Source organism: Brachybacterium sp. (assembly GCF_036379615.1).
Classification (GTDB): Bacteria; Actinomycetota; Actinomycetes; order Actinomycetales; family Dermabacteraceae; genus Brachybacterium.
The window spans coordinates 55235-75620 of sequence record NZ_DASVGJ010000034.1 but is presented as its reverse complement, the minus strand read 5'-3'; the positions used below and the strand labels follow the sequence as shown (position 1 = coordinate 75620).

The window sequence follows — 20386 nt, the reverse complement described above, 5'->3', positions numbered from 1 at the left end:
TGGGCCGGACGGGGCCACGGAACCGATAGGCTCGGGGCCATGTCCGTCGCAGCAGCAGCCCTGAACGATGTCACCGTCCGCCGCAGCGGGAGCGCGATCCTCGATGCGGTCTCCCTCGAGGTGGGGGAGGGCGAGCGCTGGGCGGTCCTCGGCCCCAACGGCGCCGGGAAGTCCACCCTGGTGCGCCTGCTGTCGGCCCGCATGCACCCCACCTCAGGACGCGTCGAGATCCTCGGCGAGCGCCTCGGCAAGGTCGACATCTTCGAGCTGCGCCCCCTGATCGGGCTGGCCAGCCAGGAGCTCGCCGACACCATCCCAGCCCAGGAGACCGCGGAGAACGTGGTGGTCACCGCCGGGTACGGCGTGGTGGGTCGCTGGCGCGAGGAGTACGACGAGCTGGATCTGGACCGCGCCCGCACCCTGCTGGCCGCCTTCGGCGTGGGAGACCTGACCGAGCGCATGTTCGGCACCCTGTCGACCGGGGAGCGCAAGCGCGTGCTCGCCGCACGCGCCCTGATGACGGATCCCGAGCTGCTGCTGCTGGACGAGCCCGCCGCCGGGCTGGACCTGGGCGGCCGGGAGTCGCTGGTGCGCACGCTGGGCCGGCTCGCGAAGGATCCCGCGACCCCGGTGACGGTGCTGGTCACCCACCACGTCGAGGAGATCCCGCCGGGATACACCCACGTGGCGCTGCTGCGCGAGGGCTCCGTGGTCGCCGCCGGACCGATCGCCGAGACCCTCACCTCCCAGAACCTCACCCGCACCTTCGGGCTGCCGCTGGTGGTCGAGCAGCGCGGTGAGCGGTTCACCGCCCGCTCGCTCTCGCTGAGCTGACCCCCGGTGGAGAACCCGCAGCTGCGGCGGATCACCGACCTCGCCGATCCGGCCCTGGACGACTACCTGCGCATGACGGACGTGAAGCTGCGCTCCCGCGTCGAGGTGGAGCGGGGCCTGTTCATGGCCGAGAGCTACGAGGTGATCTCCCGGGCGATGGACGCCGGCATGGCGCCGCGCTCCTTCCTCATGAGCGAGAAGTGGCTGGCGAAGTTCGCGCCGCTGTACGAGCGGTTCCCCGACGTTCCGGTCTTCGTGGGGGAGGAGGGACTGCTCGAGGAGCTCACGGGATTCCACCTGCACCGCGGCGCGCTCGCGGCGATGCAGCGGCCCGAGCTGCCGACGGTCCGCGAGGTGCTGCGCACCGCCCGCACGGTCGCGGTGCTGGAGGACATCGTGGACCACACCAACGTCGGGGCGATGTTCCGCTCCGCCGCAGCCCTCGGCGTCGATGCGGTGCTGGCGACCCCGCAGTGCGCGGACCCGCTGTACCGCCGCTCGATCCGGGTGTCGATGGGCACCGTCTTCCAGGTGCCGTGGACCCGGCTCCCGGCCTGGCCGCATGAGGGTGTGAACCTCCTGCACGAAGCAGGCTTCGACGTGCTCGCCCTGGCCCTCAGCGAGGAGGCGGTGGCGCTGGACCAGGTGGACCTGCGCTCGGAGCGCAAGGTCGCCTTCGTCCTCGGCACCGAGGGTCACGGGCTCACGCCTGCGACGCTGCGGGCGGTGGATCAGCACGTGGTGATCCCGATGGCCCAGGGAGTGGACTCTCTGAACGTCGCTGCGGCGAGCGCCGTGGTGTTCTGGCAGCGCCGCGCGCTGGTGAGCTAGCGGGCGGCGTTCCCCTTGCCCGCCCGTGCTGCGGGCGATACCGTCGGAAGCGCTGGTCAGGCAGCACCCGGTCCGCGGGAAGGGCTCAGCCCACCTGGAGCAGGATCCGGAGCGTGCTGTGACTGCCTCCTTTCGCCCGTCGATGCGGACATCGGGCCCGTCGAGAGGAGGTCCGCATGCCGACCCGTGAACTGCCCGATCATCCGAACCCGATCATCTGCGCGGCCAGGCCCGAGCCCTCCAGCGCGCCGTCCGCGCCGGGGGCGCGGAGGCACTCGCACGAGTGGCCGAGCGCGCGCCCGGAGATGTCACCGTGGACGCCGCGGCGTTCCCTCTGCATCAGGCGCAGCTCGTCGTGGCCCGTGATCACGGGTTCCCCAGCTGGGCACGGCTGCTCCAGTATCTGCAGACCATCGCCGCGCACCGCTGGGACCCCCGGGAGGAGGCACCGGATCGTGCCGAGACGTTCGCCCGTCTCGCCTGCCTCACCTACTCGTCCGCGGACGGCCCGGAGCGATGGGCCGAAGCCCGCGCGATGCTCGCCGCAGATCCGATGCTGGCCTCGAGGGACCTCCGGGTCGCGGCCATCGCCGGGGACCTGGCAGCGGTGATCCGTCTGCTCCGGGAGGACCCCTCCTCGGGGGCACGGCGCGGCGGCCCGTTCGGGCTGCTCGAGCAGCCCGATGTCGTGATAATGCCGGAGGGTCTTGACCGTCGTAACCCCGAGCTGGGCGAGACGACGGGTGCTCCATGCCATCAGGTCCATGCGGCGGAGCAGCAGGATGTCGCGCATGCCCGCCAGTATCGCGGGCGATGCCGGGCACGGGCAACCCTGCCGGCGCTCCGTGTCTCCTTGCTCAGCATTCACCGTGCCCCTGGGTCACGGTCTCGGCTTGAGCACAGGGAACTCCAGCAACGAGAGGGTCTGACCATGCCGACACCCCACAGCCCGGACAACAGCCCGGACGCCGTCGAACGACCTTTCGGCGCCCATCTCTCCATGCGCTGGTGGGCACCGGTCCTGCTCACCGTGATCGTCGTCGTCGCGACCTACGGCCTGCAGGCACTGTTCCTGGGCGCCGCCGCGCCCGTCGAAGTCGGCTTCTGGGGGAAGGGCCCGCAGGACGCCACCCTCACCCCGCTCACCTATCTCGCGAACAACCTCTCGATCATGCTGCTCGTGCCTGTCACGCTGCTGGCCCTACGGGCCCTGACCGGTACGCCGTGGCGCAGCGTGCTGGCCCTGAACAGGGCGTTCTCCTGGCGTCGCCTCGGGGGCTACACGGCACTGTTCATCGGGCTGATGGTGGTCCTGAATATCTGGTCCACCTCGTCCAGCCCTGTCCGGGCTCTGCCTTCGCCGTCACCGGGACCACGATCGCCCTCCTGGTGATCGTGCTCCTGACGACGCCGCTCCAGGCGGCCGCCGAGGAGATCGCCTTCCGCGGGGCGCTCACCGCCTCGTATACCGCGTGGATCCGTCCGGCACGTCCCGCTCTCGTGGTCGGGATCAGCCTGTCGACCGTTCTCTTCGCCCTCCTGCACACCAGCGCCGACCCGTGGATGCTCCTGAACTATCTCGGGCTCGGCGCGAGCACCGCGCTCATCGCCCTGATCAGCCGGGGCCTCGAGGCCGCCATTGCCTTCCACGCCATGAACAATGTGTTCGCCATGGCGATCGGATCCCTCTTCGCCTATGGCGGCGGCATCACTCAGGACCGATCCGCCGGTGCCGCCGGCCCGTACATGCTGCTCTTCCTGCTCGCCCAGGGGGCCGCCGTCCTCCTGGTGTGGCAGATCGAGAAGCGCCGCACCGCGGCCGCGGTGGAGGGCTGACCTCGAAGAACGCTCGAAGGCTCGTGAGCCGTCTGGTGGGTGCTGTCGTCGTATCGTGTCGGTGCGGCCGTCAGGGGATCGGTCGCCTGCACCCGACTTGCGAGGAGTTCCTCCATGCGTTCAGCCCGCCGCCCTCGCGGCTTGATGATCACCGTCGTCGGCATGGCCGCCCTCGCCGCCTGTGGGAACGCGGGCGGCGAGTATTGCGCCACGCTGACGGACCACAGCGAGGTCTCGGCCATGGTGTTCACTCCAGTCATCCCCGGCATGAACGACCAGGAGGGTCTGGACCTGCTCGCCGAGGTGGAGGATTCTGTCCCCGAGGAGATCTCGGAGGACGTCACCACTTGGCAGGCCTACCTCAAGGAGGTGGAGCCGCTGATCGGCTCCTAGGATCCCGAGGACACCACCGCACTCATCGGCGCGGGGACCGACGAGGTGTACGCCGCCGGGAGCGCGCTGTCCGAGCACTACACCGGCACCTGCATGGACTGAGCCTGGCGAGATCGTCACCGACCGCCCCTTCTGCATCGCGTCGACGACTCGGCGAAGGACCTGGTGGACCTCTTCGGGCAGCTTGATCGGATCTTCGGAGCCGCCGACGACGCAGTGCCGGGGAACCGACGCCCGCCGGTCCCGATCCACTCCCGCAGCACCGGCTCCACGATCTACAACACGATCGCCCAGTCCATGCGCGTCCCTCCCACCCGCGGGCCCGAGCGGTCTTCCTTCGCTGCGCACGGCATCAATCGCCTGGTCCGGGAGCTCACCGACCACGGTGCCAACTACCGCGCGAAGACCTTCGTTCGCGCTGTGAACGCGCATGCATCGCGACATCGTCATGACCTCATGCACCTAGAAGTTCGACCGTGCCGTTATCGGGGGCACATAGTCCCAGCAAGGCGCGGATCGTCGTGGTCTTCTCTGCGCCGTTCGGGGCGACAAGACCGAGCATGGTCCCGCGAGGCAGGGTGAAGGACAGGTCATGGATAGCGAAACCAGTGCGTTGCACCGTCAGGTTGTCGAGTCCTGCGGCGTGTTGGGTCATCGGGCTCTCTCAGGCCAGCGGCAGGTGGGGGACGAGCTCGTCGTGGGCGTAGTGGGCCGCCGACGATCGGGCCGAGGGGGCGCCCTCCTCCGAGGTCGGCCCGGGCAGCAGGAGTCCGTCGGCGGTCGGCGCGTGGGGCCCGTACCGGACCAGCGAGATCCAGGAGTCTCCGCCGATGGCGGGCCAGGTTCCCTCGATGGGGACGATCTCGAGGCATTTGAACAGACCGAAGTAGGTGGGTCCTCCGCTGGCCGGTCCGTCGTTGAGGCCGTTGCCGATCCGGGCGACCTCGCCGTAGGGGGCGTCGAGCGGACTGCCCAGCCCGGTCATCCGGCGTGCCGCGCGACGGAGGGCCTCAGCGGCCTCCGCCGGGTCGCTCAGGCCAGTCGGGAGCCCGCCGGTTTCGAGGGATGGCGTGAGCTGGCTGTTGTCCATGACGACGTCGCCGACGGCGAAGTGGTCGTGCGCCCACAGGTGGAAGAGCAGGTAGCCGCGGCTATCTGCATCGGCGCGACGGTTCCAGGCGCGCAGGACATCTACGGCCTCGGTGAGCTCGGCGATTCCTGTGCAGGCGGTGAGGAGGTCGTCGAGGACGATGTCCGCCAGGTGCGCCCGGGTGTCCCATTTCAGGTCCAGCAGATCCTGCGGCGAGATCGGACCGGGACGGTCCAGGGCCGCACGGGAGAGCGGGGACCGGATGTCACGGAGCTGGTCGGGAGCAGGCGCGATGCCGTCGGGGTACTGCGCAGGATCCAGCGGCGGGTCGCAGAACCACCAGGGCGTTTCGTTCACGTTCTGGACCCAGCCGCAGCGTGGATTCACGACCCGGGGCAGGCTCTGCGGTGGGTTCAAGCAGGTCCAGAGCTGGCCGGGATCATCGCCGGGCAGCAGTCGCCGGGAGTCGTTGAATGTCCCTCCGGGGCGAACCGGCGTGGCTCCGCAGAAAGCTGCACCGATCGACCCGCTCGAGTCCGCCGCGAGAATGTTGAACATCGGCAGCGGCCACTGCTCCTGCACATCGAAGAGCTGCTCCACGGTCTCGGCGAGGGACATCTGCCACCAGCACTCGAGCGCGGTTGTCACCGGCTGGTGCAGCACGCCGGCGACCCGGATCGCGACAGGGGTGCCGTCGGGTGCTTCGATGACCGGGCCGTGGAGGCTTCGTCGCTCTGTCACGCTCACAGGGTCGCTGTCACGCACGGTCACGAAGTGCTCGTGCGTTTCGAAAGGCACTCGGTCACCGTCGTGGAGGTAGCGGTCACCAGTCGCGTCCAGTGCGTAGACCCACAGCTGAGGGAGCGGGTTCACGGTGTGGGTCCACCCGATGTGCTTCGTGTAGGCGAAGGACTGCCAAGGCAGCCCGATCGGTGTCGCGCCGTGGCAGTTGCGCCCCGGCGAGAGGGTCCGCGCCTCGAACATCCGGTACGGGGCGATCCACGGAATATGGGGGTTGATCAGTAGCAGCGCCTCACCCGTCGACGACCTCTCCGCCCCGACGGCCCAGGCGCTCGATCCACCGCCCAGGAGACCTGGACCGCCGACGGGCGGGAAGGCCAGCCCCTGATCCCAGAAGCGTGAGAACTCGAAGAACATCGAGAAAGTGCGGGCCACGACATCGCGGGGGCCGACGGGCAGCACCTCTCGACGGTCCCCGCCGAGGGAAGAATTCTCCGCGCAGGCCTCGTTGATTCCCTCGCAGAATGCTTGCAACCTCGTGCGGGTGGCGGCGCTCTGTGCCTGCCACCAGGTCTCCACGGCGGCCTCGAGGCCGAGCCTCGCATGCTGGACATCGCTCTTGAGGAACTCCTCGCCCCACAGGGCCGCAGCGCTTCCCCGGGAGATCCCGTAGAGCTCCAGGATCGCGGTGGCGTGGGTGAGGGCCTGCGCGCGGCCGAATCCCCGGCAGGCCTCCAGCTCATCCTCGGCGGTGATGGTGGCCATCCCGTGCTCGTCCCAACTGATGTCCATGCTCACTGCTCCTCGTCGGTTGTGCGGTTCTGCGGGGGTGTCATTACAGGTAGGTCGCGAAGTGCTCCGCGATCGCCTGCTGAAGGCGGATCTGATTCTCCGGGTTGCCGAAGCCGTGCCCCTCGTCGTCGGCCAGGAGATAGCCGACTGCGACGCCTCGTTCGCGCAGCGAGGCGACGAGGGTGTCGGACTCCGTGCGCTGGACCCGGGCATCGTTCGCACCGTGGGCGATCAGCAGGGGAGTGGTGATCCGGTCGGCGTGGGTGAGCGGGGAGCGGGCGCGCATGTCCGCCTCCTGCGACGGGTCCTCGGGATCGCCGACGTAGGTGAGCCAGTTGCTGCGCAGGTAAGGGCGGCTCACCGGGGGAAGGCTTTCCAGGAAGCTGGCCAGGTCGGCGATGCCGACGATGTCCACGGCCGCGGCGAAGCGCTCAGGGGTGAAGGCGGCACCGACCAGGGCGGCGTAGCCGCCGTAGGACGCACCGAGGATCCCTACCCGGTTCGGATCGGCGATTCCCTGCGCGATCGCCCAGTCCACCGCGTCGAGCAGGTCGTCGTGCATCGCTCCGGCGAATTCTCCGATCGCCGCGAGGGTGTGGCGCCTGCCGTATCCGGACGAGCCGCGGTAGTTCACCTGCAGCACGGCATAGCCGCGGCTTGCCAGGTATTGTGCCTGCGGGTTGAAGCCCCAGCTGTCGTGCACCCAGGGGCCTCCGTGCACCTCAAGCACGAGAGGCAGGTCCCGCGGCGGGTGTCCAGGCGGGAGGGTGAGGAAGCCGTGCAGGGGCAGACCGTCCCGGGCGCTGAGCGCGACGGGCTCCATGTGGGCGAGATCTTCTGGGTCCAGGTGAGGGGAGGGCGGGAACAGTCGCCGGCTCTCCCCGGTGGTGCGGTCGTGGAACCAGGCCACATGCGGGTCCCGGTCGTGAAGGTAGGTCGCGACCCACCGGTGTCCGGAGAGGTCCGAGGACAGGGAGCCCAGCACGCCATCGGACAGCTCGGACAATGCGGCGTGCACCTCGGCGAAGGCGGGATCGATCACTTCGATGTGCGGTCTCGGTCCGGTGAACCGGGCGGCGAGGATCTCTCCGCTACGCCGGTCGGTGTACAGGGTCGGCGGCAACACGCCCGGAGCGAGCACGCTGAGGATGTCGAGGCTCCAGCCCTCTACCGCGGCGAGCACGCGGATCTTCCCGGTGCTGCGGTCCACGCGCACCAGTTGCATGTCGTCGCCGTCGAGATAGCTGCCGAGCACGAGGCCGGAGCCGTCGGGTGTCGCCTGCTGGATCTCCACCCCCATCGGGTGGTCCGCGCCGCCGACCCGCAGCAGCACCTGGTGCTGCCCGGAGGCCGGATCGATCGCGGAAAACTCTGTATCGCCCTCTTCGGTGACGCGGGCGAGGAAAGCCGGTGCGCCGTCACCGTCCAGCAGCAGATCCTGCCCGGGGCCCGGCTGCTCGTGATGGAGGTGGATTTCGCCTGAAGGCACGTCGATCAGGAAGGTGTCCAGCGCGGCGGGGCGACGGTTCATCGTGGCGAGCACCGTGGCAGGCCGGGACCGCAGTGGCTCTGCGGCGAAGACCCGCGATCCCGGGGGCAGCGGCGTGAGGTCGACGGCGGGTGAGCCCGGAGATCGCAGGTCGACCCGGAACAGGTGCCAGTCCTCGTTGCCGTCGGTGTCCTGGAGGTACAGCAGCCAGCGCGGGTCCTCGCAGAAGAAGAACGTGGAGATGCCGCGCCGCTCGTCATGGGTGACGCAGCGGGCGTCGTCATGGTCTTGACCGATCCCGCGTACCCAGATGTTGCGCCTCCCGTGTGCGGGCGCGAGGTAGGCGATCCGGTCCCCGTCAGGGGAGATCAGCGGGCTGGCAAAGGCGGGATCAGCGAAAAGCTCCTCGGCCTCGAGTCGGCGTGGGCGGCGATCGGTGCTGGTCATACGATGTGCTCCTCGGGGCGCAGTCACGAACGCCCTCATCCGACACCGTGCCCCAAGGGCACGGTCAAGGTCCCACTTCCCAACCTTCGTCCGACCTGTGACGATGGGAACATGGTCAAGGTGCCGAGAATCCGCTGATGGCGTGGAGTACGCGCCAGCTTGCCGCCCTCGTGGGCACCACGGTGAAAAGTGTGCGCCACTATCACGATGTGGGGCTGCTCGAAGAGCCCGCGCGTGCGGCGAATGGATACAAGCGGTACGGCACGCCCCACCTGGTGCGACTGCTGCAGATCACTCGGCTGCGAGACCTGGGGATGTCACTGGCGGAGATCGCGAAAGCCGGGGAGTCTGACGAGAGCTACCTCGACGCTGTGCGCGAGCTCGACGCCCAGCTCGCCGACTCCATCGCACGCCAACAAGCCGTTCGCACCGAGCTGGCTGGCCTGTTGGCTCACCCTGCAGGGCCAGACGTCCCCGCAGGCTTCGAACCCATCGCCGACAGCCTCACCGAGGCAGATCGGGCGATGATCACGATCAGCGGCGTGCTCCTCGATGAACAGGGCATGCGGGATCTTCGCCGAATCGCCACTGATCACCAGGAAGCCGACGAGGAGTTCAACACCTTGGCCGCTGATGCGGACGAGGACGCCGTTCGAGCCGCCGCGGCGAAGCTCGCACCAGTGTTGCGGACCATCCACGAGCGCTACCCCGGCACGCGGACTTCACCCGTGGCGGCCGATGGTCGGGAGCAAGAAGCGAAACAGGCGCTGAACCAGGCGGTGACGGACCTTTATAACCCCGCCCAGCTCGAGGCCCTGCGCCAGGCGTACCACTTCGCGCATCTAGGCGCCGAGCACGGATCCTGCGACTGACGGAGCTGCCGCGCGGATAGGGGACATCTGATCTGGCTTGCCCGTAGGGCGGCCTGTAAGGATGTGCACCATGCCCGCTCCCTACCCTGCGCCATCAAGGATGTGTTCTCCGGTCGAATCGTGGGCTTCTCGATCAGCGACCGCATCAAGGCGCGGCTTGCAGTGAGTGCCCTGGGCAACGCGATATCCAGGCGTCGCAACGCCGCTGGCTGCATCGTTCATTCGTACAGGTGACCTCAGTTCAGGTCACGGAAGATCGTGCACGCCCTGAACCGTCATCACCTCATCGGATCGATGGGCCAGGTCGGTGCCGCCGGCGACAACGCCGCGACGGGATCTTTCTTCTCGCTTCTTCAGAAGAACGTCCTGGCCCGCGAGCGCTGATGAACTCGAGAGGAGTTGCGGATCGCGATCATCACCTTGATTGAGAGGGCCTATCACCGCCGCCGTCAGGCTCGGCTGCGCCGATTGACCCCCCTCGAGGACGAGCCTTTCGGCGCATCCGGGCGCACTTATCCACACGGAAGGAGGTCTGCGAAGCTGCCTCGATCTTGTAGCCTCCGCGCGGGGTGGCCGGGGCATGTGAACAGCCTCCGAGAGTCCCTCTGGGATCGACCTGCGAGCCGTTGCACCGTCACCCTGCGCTTGCCGCTTCATGACAGCGTGATCTGCAGCTTCACATCCGTCGGCCGCCCCTCGAGGAAGCGTTCGAAGGCGCCGACCGAGTCATCGAAGGTGAAGGTCTCGCTGACGAAGCGCGAGAGGTCCACGGCGTCGCTCGCGGCGAGGTCGATCGCCTTCTGGTAGACGTTGGCGTAGCGGAACACCGTCTCCAGCGAGATGCCTCGGCTCTGCGCGGTGGCGATGTCGAAGGGCACCGGATCCACCGGCATGCCCACCAGAACGATGCGGCCGCCGGGGGCGGGCAGCTCCCAGAGCTTCCTGTAGGCGGGGGCGGCGCCGGTGGCCTCGAAGACCACCTGCGGGCCCCAGCCGCCGGTCTCGGCGCGGACGCGCTCACCGAGATCCTCCTTGGTGGCGTCGACCGTGACGATTCCCTCGAGCCCGTCCAGCAGGGCGAGCTTCTGAGGGAGCACGTCGGAGATGTAGACGGTGCTGGCGCCGCCGGCGCGGGCGGCGAGCGCGGTCATGATCCCGATGGTCCCCGCGCCGACCACTGCAGCGACGTCACCGGGGGAGATGCCGGCCTTGGTCGCGGCGAACATGCCCACGGAGAACGGCTCGATGAGCGCGCCTTCGGCGAAGCTGAGGCTGTCGGGCAGCTTGTAGGTGTAGGCGGCGGAGTGGATCACCTCGTCGGCGAGGCAGCCGTGCACGGGCGGGGTGGCCCAGAACTGCACGCCGGGATCCACGTTGTAGTTGCCCTCCTTGACGGCGCGGGAGGTGGGGTCGGGGACCCCGGGCTCCATCGCGACGCGGTCGCCGGCGGCCAGGTGCGTGACGCCCTCGCCGACCTCGACGACGGTGCCGGCGCCCTCATGCCCGAGGATCATCGGGGCCTCGACCACGAAGGGCCCGATCTTGCCGTCGGTCCAGTAGTGCACATCCGAGGCGCAGATGCCGACGGTGTGCATCGCGATGCGCACCTGCCCGGGACCGGGGGAGCCGACGGGGGCGACCTCCTCGATGGACATCCGGTTCTTCTCGTGCAGCATCAGCGCGCGCATGCGGGGTCTCCTCCGACGTTGGGGAAAGCGGTTCAGTCGTGTGCTGGAGACTCTGCCATACCGGTGCCATCTCGGCCGATGCCGGGTCGCCGCGTGGGCGGCGCGGCAGGGCGGGCCGGGGCCGGATGCACCGGCAGTCGCCCTATCCCGCAATGGTCCCGGAAGAGTGCGAAAGGTCTCGGGAGGGGGCGGGGTTCACGCTCTCGCAGTTCCCGGACAATTCCTCGGCGGGTGGCGCCAATCCATTATCACGAGGTGCTGACATATCAATCCGCTGCTCCCGCCGGACGATGACGACACGAACTGTCCCACCTGATCGCGGGAGCGGGAGTGAGATGCCGTCGATGCGCCCCGGATCAGGTAGTTCGCAGCGCCGAGCGGGCTGTCAGCAGCGCGGGAGCACCGTTCCTCCACCGCGACCACTTCTCCACATTTCCGGAGAGACCCTTCCTCCACACAAAGGCCTTATCCACATTATTTGCAGGTATCTGGGGGGCCCTTTCCAGCGGCACCGGGCGACGATAGAATCAGAGGAAAGGAGAAGATCTTCTCGATTCTCGCGGCGACATCGTCGGCGACCATATCGGGAGTCATGCCGGGAGGGGGTGTGGAGCATGGAAGACCTGCGCGATGGCGGGAGCGTGCCTTTCGAAGGAGAGGCCGCCCACGAACGGTCGATACCGCCCGATGATCCCGGCCACCTCGCCACGGCCGGCGATGACGCCGACGGCTCCGGCCCGGACCCGGAGCCCACTCCCGCTGCACCTGTGCTCCCGGAGCACCTGCGTCCCGTGCACGAGGCGTCGGTCGAGGAGAGCCGCCGCCTCGCCGCCCGCTTCACGGCACTCGCGCCGTCCTACCGTGACCCGGAGCGCGCGCAGCCCGACGAGGACGCGGCCGAGGCCGAGCTCCTCTCCGTCGCGCTCGCCCTGCGGTGTACGCGCACGGTCGCCGATCGCGTCCTCCACGACGCCCATGTGGCGGTGCACCAGCTCCCGCGCACGCTGCTGCGCCTGGAGTGCGGGGAGTTCCCAGCGGCCTGGTTCGACCGGATCCTGCGCCGCATCCGACACCTCACCCCGTTCCAGATGGAGCAGGTGGATGCCGCCGCCGCGCACTGGCCCACCACTCTCACCACGGAGCAGTTCCACCTCCGCCTCTCCCGCCTCCTCAGCCGTCTGGAATCCCAGCAGGAGACCCCCGCACATCTCACCCCGGAGGGGCGGCGCCGGGTGGAGCTGCTGCCCACCCGTGACGACGGGATCGGATGTCTGCGCGTGGTCGGCCCCGCCCCGGAGATCCTCACCCTTGCCCGGCGGCTCGATGACGCCGCCCGCGCGGTCCAGGCCGCTCAGCGCCGCGCCTTCGAGGCGGGGGAGAGACCGCCGGTGGACCCGCGAGGCACAGTCGCCGCGACGGGGATGACCGCCTCCCTCGCCCTCATCCAGTACGACCTGCTGGGCGGCGCGGCCTTCGACACCGATGGGGTCCATGTCCCCCAACCCCGCTTCCGCCTCAACGTCACCGTGCCCGTCCTGACGCTGCTCGGCGGCTCCCAGGAGCCCGGCATGCTCGAGGGCACCGTCCCGATCCCCGCCGCGATGGCGCGCGAGCTGGCCGGGCAGAGCGAGACCTGGCACCGAGTGCTCACCGATCCGTGCACGGGCGCCTTCCTGCCGCTGCCCGCCGAGCGCTACGCCCCCACGCGTGCCATGCTCGAGCACCTGCGCCTGCGCAACACCACCTGCGCGCTCCCCGGCTGCACACGCTCCACCTCCTGGGCCTCCGAGGCCGACCACATCGAGGAGTACGACCACGGAGATCCCGAGCACGGCGGTCTCACCGAGATCGAGAACCTCCATCTTCTGTGCTGGCAGCACCACCGTGCGAAGACCACCGGCCTGCTGGACCCCACCCGCCTGCCCAGCACGCCCGGGCTTCCGGGGCGGACCGCCTGGTCCATCGACGAACGGGTCCACGTGATCGTCCGCGACAACGAGGACCTCGCCAGCCCGCACATGACCAGGGAGCTCATGGACTCCTGGACCCGCTACCAGGCACGGATCGAGGCAAGGCGACGAGCCCTCGAGCGGCGGAAGAATCCACCGCTCCCGCCCTACTGACCTCGAAGCCCGTCCGGCTTGCTGGCAGAAGGTGGTCAGCGAACGAGCCGGACCTCGGCGAGGTCCAGCGTCTCCTCGACATGACGGGCACCATCAGGAGTAAAGCCGTTGCGCTCGTAGAATCGGCGCGCGCGGGGGTTCTCCGCGGCGACCCACAGCTGGGCGGGGACGTCGGCAGGCAGCACCGCATCGAGCAGAGCCTGGCCGACCCCGCTGCCGTGATGCGCGGAGAGCACATAGAGCGAGTACAGCTCATGATCGCGCACCGGCGCATGAGGACCGATCTGCCGCCCCGCATGCGCGATGGCGAGGCCGATGATCTGCCCAGCGGATTCCGCGACGGTCACGGCAACCCCGCCGTCGAGCCATCGCTGCCAGGTCGCAGCACGCTGCTCGAGCGTGTCGGTCTCCCAGTGCGACGCCGGAAGCAGCGCGGAGTAGGTCTCGACCCATGACGTGTGATGCACCGTCGCGCAACCATGGGCGTCGTCCGCCGTGGCGGAGCGGAGGGTGAAGGTCCGGCCCGGATCGGCCTGCCAACGAACCCACGCTGCCACTGTTCCGGGCCACGGCGCTGCGGTCGGCACGAACCCTTCCCGTTCGTAGAACCTGCCGGCATTCGCGTTCTCCGAGACGTACTCGGTGAGCAGAGCGCGGCCCTGCGCCCGCGCCCGATCCTTCGCAGCGGCGATCAGCTCGTGACCGATTCCTGAGCGCTGCTGCGAGGGCAGGACGTAGAGCTTCCACAGGACCAGATCATCCCCGAGCTCCGCGATCTCAGCCATGCCCACGATCCCCTGCGCGGTCTCGGCGACGTCGATCCCGCCGGCCTCGATGGCGGCACGGAGGGCATCGGCGCTCCAGTAGGTATCCAGCGCATCAAGGACATAGTGGGCACCCTTGAGCGGCCCATAGGTGGGAGGCCACGTCGAGAAGCCGATGAAGCGCACGGCGTCGAGATCCTCAGCGACGGCCCGACGGATTGTGATGCCCATGAACGGCATGTCTACCAGCCCTCGCACTGATCGATCCAGTCCGCACCTCCTCCCTCCTGCAGCTCGGAGCCGCCCCACCCCGTCTGTCACACCCCTCCCCGAGGCTTCGCATGTACGTTCGAAGTCACGACCTGGACACCTTGAGCACCACCTCTCCGAGGCGTACAGTTCGAACTCCTGTTCGAATATGTGTGCGAGCGGAGCGGCAAGGGCCGGGGAGGAGGAAGCGCGATGGGCACAGCCCTGCAGATGGAAGATCGCGAGCAGCGCCTGTCCCGGGCCCGGGCCGCTCTGGGCGCGGCCGAGCGCTCCGCCGCCCGCTGGGGCGGCCGCATCGATCGCACCGCCCTGCAGCCCTCGGCGCAGCCCGTCAGCGAGGCCGCCGACGACGGGCTCGGCACCCGCCTGCCGGTGCCCGGGGCGCTCACGACGCTGTTCCCCCGCAGCAGCCTGCGCGCGGGCAGCTCCGTGGCGCTCGAGGGCGCGGCGAGCACCTCGCTGCTGCTGTCCCTCGCGGTCGCCGCAGCGGGGGAGGACTCCTGGTGCGCGATCGCCGGCATGCCCGACCTGGGCCTGCGCTCCGCCCTCGACGCCGGCCTGGACCCCTGCCGCCTCGCCCTCGCCCCGGCGGGCGGCGACCAGCGCCCCCAGGTGCTCTCCGCCCTCGCCGACGGGGTGGGGGTGCTCGTGCTCGGTTCCGACCTGGACCTCGCCCCCGCGCTCTGGCGCAGCCTGCTGGGCCGGGCCCGCACCGCGGACACCCTGGTCCTCGCCGCGACCCCGCCCGGGCGCGCCGACCTCACGCTGCGCGCCCGCACCCAGGGCTGGACCGGCCTCGGTCAGGGCTCGGGACGACTGCGTCGGCGCCGCCTCGAGATCACCGCCGAGGGGCGAGGGATCGCCGGGCATCGCACCGCCGAAGTGCTGCTGCCGCAGGTGGACGGCATGATCGCGACCGCGCCGCAGAGCAGGTCGCAGCGCGCGGAGTCCCGGGAGCCGATGCGCCTGCTGCAGCCGGTGCGGAGGGCGAGCTGATGAGCGCCCCCGCAGCCCCCACCGTCCTCGCCACCCCCACTCCCACAGCCCTCGCCACTCCCGGGGCCGCCCCCACCGCGACCCGCACCGTCGCCGTCACCGTCCCGGACTGGCCGCTGGTGGCGGCGCTGGACCGCCACCAGCGCCGCAGCGAGAACGAGGCAGCAGCAGGGGAGGCCCCACCCACCCTCGACCTCGCCGCCGACCCCGTGATCCTGCTCGACCAGCACCGCGTCACCCATGCCGGTGCCGCTGCCCGCGCGGCCGGGGTGCTGGTGGGGATGAAGCGTCGCGCCGCCCGCGCCGCCTGCCCCGAGGCGCTCGTGCTGGAGGCCGACAGGGAGCAGGAGAGCTCGCTGTTCGAGCTGGTCGCCGCCGCCGTGGACACGATCGCCGCCGGGGTGGACGTGCTGCGCCCCGGCGTGCTGCTGATGTCCGCCCGCGGCCCTGCCCGCCACCAGGGCGGCGAGGCGGCACTGGCGGAGCGGATCCTCGACGCGGTCGCCGAGCTCACCGGCTGGGACTGTGCGGTCGGGATCGCCGACGGTCCCTTCGCGGCACTGCTCGCCTCACCGCCGGGTCGGATCGTGCGCGAGGGGCGGAGCGCCGAGTACCTCGCCCCGCACCCGATCCAGGCCCTGCGCAGCGCGCCCGTCGGTCCCGGCTGGGGACATCGCGGCCAGCCCTCGGCCACCCGGCCGGAGCGACGGCTGGGCCTCGCCGAGACCGTCGATCTGCTGCAGCGGCTCGGCATCGCCACCCTCGGGGACCTCGCCGCGCTGCCGCCCGCCGCCGTCGCCGACCGCTTCGGGCCGGACGTGGCGACCCTGCACCTGCTGGCCCGCGGGTGGGAGCCCACCCCGCCCGCGGCGCATCATCCCACCCAGCCGATCCTCGCCGAGACCACGCTGGAGACCCCGCTGGTGCGCACCGATCAGGCGGCCTTCATCGCTCGCCCACTGGCCGAGCAGCTGCACACGATGCTGGTCGCGAACGGTCTGGTCTGCACGAGGCTGCGGATCGTGGCCCGCACCGAGGGCGGCGAGGAGATGGAGCGCACCTGGCGGCACGACGGCGCCCTCACCGTCGCCGACGTCGTGGACCGCATCCGCTGGCAGTGCGACGGCTGGATCACCCGTGCCCGCCTGGGCGGCCCCGCGACCGGCGCGATCACCCGGATCGGCCTGCATCCGCTGCAGCTGGCCCCGGCGGGGGAGAACGCCCCCGCCCTGTGGGGCAGTGCCGGGGAAGCGGCCCAGCGCGCCTCCCGAGCCCTCGCCCGCGCGCAGGGGCTCGCGGGGGAGGAGGCGGTGCAGGTGCCGGCCCTCGTCGGCGGGCGGCTGCTCACCGAGGAGGTGACGCTCGTGCCCTGGCGCAGCGAGAAGCCCGCCCGCCGCGAGGGGCCCTGGCCGGGGTCCCTGCCGCGCCCGGTGCCCGCCACCGTGTTCCGCGAGCCACCGTCGGTGCGGCTCGAGGATGCCGCAGGCCGGCCCGTCGTGGTCACCGCCCGCGGGCTGCTGAGCGCCCCGCCCTCCCGGCTGCTCATCGCGGCACCGGGCCTGCCCGCCCTGCAGCGGGCGGGACTTCGTGCCGGCTCCGCCTATCCGGTGCTCGGCCACGGCGCCCCCGTCGTGATCGACGAGCGCTGGTGGGCGCCCGGCGGCCACCGCGCCGCCCGCCTGCAGCTGGTGGTGCGCGGCGCGAGCGAGGAGGAGACCGCGGTGCTGGCGCTGTCGCGGACGGGGGAGTGGACGCTGGAGGGGATCTATGACTAGGAAGAGACGCTGATGGCCCGCTGGTTCCTGGGCCCGCCCGCGTGGAAGGACCTCGAGGCGATCCTCTCGGACCGTCCCGCCGAGGTGGTCTCCCCGCCGGTCGTCATCGAGCACACCGGGCAGGTCACCGACGATGCCTACCGCCCCGCGCGCACCGTCGACTATGCGGAGCTGCACGCCCACTCCCACTTCAGCTTCCTCGACGGCGCCTCGAGCCCCGAGGACATGGTGGAGCAGGCGGCCCGGCTCGGGCTGGGGGCGATCACCCTGGTCGACCACGACGGCCTGCCCGGGGCGGTGCGCTTCGCGAAGGCTGCGGCGGAGGCGGGTGTCGCCACCGTGTTCGGGGCCGAGCTCACCCTGGGCCTCGAGCCCGGGGCCGGGGCGGCGAGCACCACCCCGATCATCTCCGCGCCCCGCACCGGCGTGCCCGACCCGGCCGGAGAGCATCTGCTGGTGCTGGTGCGGGATGAGACCGGGTACCGGCAGCTCTCCTCCGCGATCGCCCGCGCCCACCTCGACAGCGGCGAGAAGGCCGTCCCTCGCTACCGGCTCGCGGAGCTCTCGCGCCTGGCCCGCGAGGGGCACTGGCTGATCCTCACCGGCTGCCGCAAGGGTTCGGTGACCCGCGCCGCGACCCCGCATCTGGAGGCCGGGGATCTCGAGGCGGCCGCGCACGCCGCCGCGGAGGCCATCGCGCGACTGGTGGAGCTGTTCGGCCCCGGCAACGTGACCGTCGAGCTGATCGCCGGCGGCGGGGGAGAGGCGGATGAGCTGCACGACGCGCTCGCCCAGGGCGCCCGCCTGGTGCGGGAGAGCCACGGCCTGGATGCGATCTCCCTGCCGCTGGTGGCGAGCACCAACGCCCACTACGCCCGCCCCTCGGACAAGCGCCTCGCGGACACCCACGCCGCCCTGCGCGCCGGGGTGCCGCTGGCCCAGGCCGACCCGTACCTCTCCTCCCGCCCCGCGCACCTGCGCAGCGGCGAGGAGATGGCGCAGCTGCTGCCCCGCTATCCCGGCGCGATCGCGCAGTCGGCACGGCTGGGCCGGGACTGCGCCCTGGACCTGCGCCTGCTGGCCCCGGACCTGCCGCCCTTCCCGGTGCCGTCCGGGCACGACGAGGCGAGCTGGCTGCGCGAGCTGGTGGAGATCGAGGGCCGGGAGCGCTACGGACCGCGGCCGACGGCGGAGAGTCCCGAGCGGATCCCCGGGGCGTGGGCGCAGATCGACCACGAGCTGAAGGTCATCATCGACCTGCACTTCCCCGGCTACTTCCTCATCGTCCACGAGATCGTCGACTTCTGCGCCAGGGAGGGGATCCTCGCCCAGGGCCGGGGCTCGGCCGCGAACAGCGCCGTCTGCTACGCGCTGGGCATCACCGCGGTCGAACCCGTCGGCCACCACCTGCTGTTCGAGCGCTTCCTCGCCCCGGAGCGGGACGGCCCGCCGGACATCGACATCGACATCGCCTCCGACCGACGCGAGGAGGTGATCCAGCACGTCTACGACCGCTACGGCCGGGAGAACGCCGCCCAGGTCGCCAACGTCATCACCTACCGGGCGAAGCTCGCCGTGCGCGACGCCGCGAGGGCGCTCGGCTACGACCCCGGCGCGCAGGACGCCTTCGCCAAGCGGATCGAGCGCTCCTTCTCCTCGCTCGCCGACGCCGACATCCCCGGTGACGTGATCGAGCTCGCCCAGCAGCTGCGCGACGCGCCCCGGCACCTGGGCATCCACTCCGGCGGGATGGTGCTCGCGGACCGGCCGGTGATCGAGGTGTGCCCGGTGCAGTGGGCCGCGATGGCGGACCGCTCCGTGCTGCAATGGGACAAGGAGGACTGCGCCGATGCGGGCCTGGTGAAGTTCGATCTGCTGGGACTGGGGATGCTCACGGCGCTCGACCACGCGCTGCGGATCGTCGCCGAGCATCACGGCCAGCACTTCGAGCTGCGCACTCTGCCGCAGGAGGATCCGGCGGTCTACGACATGCTGTGCGAGGGGGACAGCGTGGGCGTGTTCCAGGTGGAGTCCCGTGCCCAGATCTCCACCCTGCCGCGCCTGCGGCCCCGCGTGTTCTACGACCTGGTGGTGGAGGTGGCGCTGATCCGGCCCGGCCCCATCCAGGGCGGCTCCGTGCACCCCTACATCCGGCGCCGCGCCGGCGAGGAGGAGGTCACCTTCCTGCACCCGCGGCTGGAGAAGTCCCTCGACCGCACGCTCGGGATCCCGCTGTTCCAGGAGCAGCTGATGCAGATGGTGGTCGACATCGCCGACTTCACCCCCGCCCAGGCCGATCAGCTGCGCCGGGCGATGGGCTCCAAGCGCTCCACCCAGAAGATGCTCGAGCTCTCCGACGCGCTGTTCGAAGGGATGGCGCACCACGGGATCGTGGGGGACGATGCCGACGCGGTCCACCGCAAGCTGCTCGCCTTCGCGAACTACGGCTTCCCCGAGTCCCACGCCTATTCCTTCGCCTATCTCGTCTACGCGAGCTCGTACCTGAAGTGCCATTACCCGGCGGCGTTCACCGCGGCGCTGCTGCGCTCCCAGCCGATGGGCTTCTACTCCCCGCAGTCGCTGGTGGCGGATGCCCGCCGGCACGGCGTGCTCACCCGCGGCCCGGACGTGCTGCGCTCCCGGGCCCGCACGGATCTGGAGACCGACGAGGAGCACCGCGGCTACCGGGTGGATCCGCCGCGCGCGCAGGTCCAGGGGAAGGCCGCGGCGCAGGGGCCGGCGATCCGACTGGGGCTGGATCAGGTGCGGGGGATCAGCACCGGGACCGCAGAGGCGATCACCGAGGAGCGGGAACGGGGCGGGGCGTTCGTCTCGGTCCCGGATCTCGCGAGGCGGGTGCGGCTGAGCGCCCGACAGCTGGAGGCGCTGGCGACGGCCGGGGCGCTGGATGCGCTCGCGTCCTCCCGTCGGCAGGCGCTGTGGGCCGCGGGCGCCGCCGCCCAGGAGTCCCCGGGCACCCTGCCGCATCTCGCGATCGGTGCGCAGGCGCCGATGCTGCCGGGGATGAGCGAGGCGGAGCTCGCCACCGCCGATGCCTGGGCCACCGGCATCACCCTGGACGACCACCCGATGGCACTCGTGCGCGAGGAGCTCACCGCCGAGGGGGTGCTCTCGATCGCCGGCACCCGGGAGGCGGAGGACTCCTCCCGGATCCGGGTCGCCGGGGTGATCACCCACCGCCAGCGCCCCGCGACCGCCGGGAACGTCACCTTCCTCAGCCTCGAGGACGAGACCGGGATCCTCAACGTGGTCTGCTCCCAGGGGTTCTGGGTACGGCACCGGGCTCTGCTGCGCACAGCCCGGGCGATCACGCTGCGCGGCATCGTGGAGAACCGCACCGGAGCGGTGAACCTGGTCGCCGACGGCGTGGAGCCCCTGGACCTGGCCGCCGCCGGCCGGTCCAGGGACTTCCAGTGACCAGGGA

16 protein-coding genes and 2 pseudogenes are annotated in these 20386 nt (G+C 70.8%); 12 read left to right on the top strand and 6 right to left on the bottom strand.

The genetic code is table 11. The annotated features are described in order from the left end of the window. Nucleotides 1-39 precede the first annotated feature (39 nt). On the top strand, nt 40-834 hold the full coding sequence (locus VF289_RS06445; RefSeq protein WP_330882285.1) for an ABC transporter ATP-binding protein: 795 nt from the start codon (nt 40-42) through the stop codon (nt 832-834). A gap of 6 nt (nt 835-840) precedes the next feature. Continuing rightward, a complete protein-coding gene (locus VF289_RS06440) occupies nt 841-1665 on the top strand; it encodes an RNA methyltransferase (RefSeq protein ID WP_330882283.1) in 825 nt (274 codons plus the stop codon). A 199-nt stretch (nt 1666-1864) separates the two neighbouring features. On the opposite strand, the gene VF289_RS06435 is transcribed toward VF289_RS06440, so the two are convergent. Next, complete coding sequence (locus tag VF289_RS06435; protein ID WP_330882281.1) at nt 1865-2035, bottom strand: hypothetical protein; 171 nt, start codon at nt 2033-2035, stop codon at nt 1865-1867. A 561-nt stretch (nt 2036-2596) separates the two neighbouring features. Here VF289_RS06435 and VF289_RS06430 point away from each other — a divergent pair. The 4 genes and pseudogenes from VF289_RS06430 to VF289_RS19615 all read left to right on the top strand — a co-directional run. Next, nucleotides 2597-3058, top strand: a complete 462-nt coding sequence (locus VF289_RS06430; RefSeq protein WP_330882279.1) for a hypothetical protein — start codon at nt 2597-2599, stop codon at nt 3056-3058. After that, nucleotides 3055-3501 (top strand): CPBP family intramembrane glutamic endopeptidase, encoded by a 447-nt coding sequence (locus tag VF289_RS06425; protein ID WP_330882277.1) that lies wholly within the window; start codon nt 3055-3057, stop codon nt 3499-3501. Before VF289_RS06430 ends, VF289_RS06425 begins: the two co-directional genes overlap by 4 nt. A gap of 114 nt (nt 3502-3615) precedes the next feature. After that, nucleotides 3616-3894, top strand: coding sequence for a hypothetical protein (locus tag VF289_RS06420; protein ID WP_330882275.1), 279 nt, complete (start codon nt 3616-3618; stop codon nt 3892-3894). A gap of 327 nt (nt 3895-4221) precedes the next feature. Then, nucleotides 4222-4356: pseudogene (locus VF289_RS19615) on the top strand (IS481 family transposase); the annotation flags it as partial. Here the strand turns inward: VF289_RS19615 and VF289_RS19610 are convergent. The 3 genes from VF289_RS19610 to VF289_RS06400 all read right to left on the bottom strand — a co-directional run bounded on the left by VF289_RS19610 (nt 4349) and on the right by VF289_RS06400 (nt 8453). Further along, a complete protein-coding gene (locus VF289_RS19610; protein WP_422652976.1) occupies nt 4349-4456 on the bottom strand; it encodes a hypothetical protein in 108 nt (35 codons plus the stop codon). The pseudogene VF289_RS19615 and the gene VF289_RS19610 overlap by 8 nt on opposite strands. A 102-nt stretch (nt 4457-4558) precedes the next feature. Then, on the bottom strand, nt 4559-6517 hold the full coding sequence (locus tag VF289_RS06405) for a penicillin acylase family protein (RefSeq protein WP_330882271.1): 1959 nt from the start codon (nt 6515-6517) through the stop codon (nt 4559-4561). 43 nt (nt 6518-6560) lie between these two features. Then, nucleotides 6561-8453 (bottom strand): S9 family peptidase, encoded by a 1893-nt coding sequence (locus VF289_RS06400; protein WP_330882269.1) that lies wholly within the window; start codon nt 8451-8453, stop codon nt 6561-6563. A 137-nt stretch (nt 8454-8590) separates the two neighbouring features. Between VF289_RS06400 and VF289_RS06395 the strand changes: the two genes are divergently transcribed. Together VF289_RS06395 and VF289_RS06390 are read left to right on the top strand one after the other, a co-directional pair. Further along, a complete protein-coding gene (locus VF289_RS06395; protein WP_330882268.1) occupies nt 8591-9325 on the top strand; it encodes a MerR family transcriptional regulator in 735 nt (244 codons plus the stop codon). Nucleotides 9326-9412: 87 nt separating this feature from the next. Beyond that, a pseudogene (locus tag VF289_RS06390) lies at nt 9413-9814 on the top strand (IS3 family transposase); the annotation flags it as partial. 164 nt (nt 9815-9978) lie between these two features. Here the strand turns inward: VF289_RS06390 and VF289_RS06385 are convergent. Next, nucleotides 9979-11013 carry an NAD(P)-dependent alcohol dehydrogenase gene (locus VF289_RS06385; protein WP_330882266.1) on the bottom strand — a complete coding sequence of 345 codons (1035 nt, stop codon included), beginning with the start codon at nt 11011-11013 and terminating at the stop codon, nt 9979-9981. Nucleotides 11014-11627: 614 nt separating this feature from the next. On the opposite strand from VF289_RS06385, the gene VF289_RS06380 reads away from it, so the two are divergent. Continuing rightward, nucleotides 11628-13136, top strand: a complete 1509-nt coding sequence (locus VF289_RS06380) for an HNH endonuclease signature motif containing protein (RefSeq protein ID WP_330882264.1) — start codon at nt 11628-11630, stop codon at nt 13134-13136. Between the two features lie 35 nt (nt 13137-13171). Here the strand turns inward: VF289_RS06380 and VF289_RS06375 are convergent, their stop codons facing one another. Next, on the bottom strand, nt 13172-14131 hold the full coding sequence (locus tag VF289_RS06375) for a GNAT family N-acetyltransferase (RefSeq protein ID WP_330882262.1): 960 nt from the start codon (nt 14129-14131) through the stop codon (nt 13172-13174). Between the two features lie 231 nt (nt 14132-14362). On the opposite strand from VF289_RS06375, the gene VF289_RS06370 reads away from it, so the two are divergent. The 3 genes from VF289_RS06370 to VF289_RS06360 are packed head-to-tail and all read left to right on the top strand — an operon-like array spanning nt 14363 to nt 20379. Beyond that, the gene (locus VF289_RS06370; RefSeq protein WP_330882260.1) at nt 14363-15166 is read left to right on the top strand and encodes a hypothetical protein; all 804 of its coding nucleotides are present in this window, start codon (nt 14363-14365) and stop codon (nt 15164-15166) included. Beyond that, on the top strand, nt 15166-16941 hold the full coding sequence (locus VF289_RS06365; RefSeq protein WP_330882258.1) for a DNA polymerase Y family protein: 1776 nt from the start codon (nt 15166-15168) through the stop codon (nt 16939-16941). The genes VF289_RS06370 and VF289_RS06365 overlap by 1 nt, the downstream gene beginning before the upstream one ends. 12 nt (nt 16942-16953) lie before the next feature. Next, the gene (locus VF289_RS06360; RefSeq protein WP_330882256.1) at nt 16954-20379 is read left to right on the top strand and encodes an error-prone DNA polymerase; all 3426 of its coding nucleotides are present in this window, start codon (nt 16954-16956) and stop codon (nt 20377-20379) included. The last annotated feature ends 7 nt before the right edge of the window (nt 20380-20386 follow it).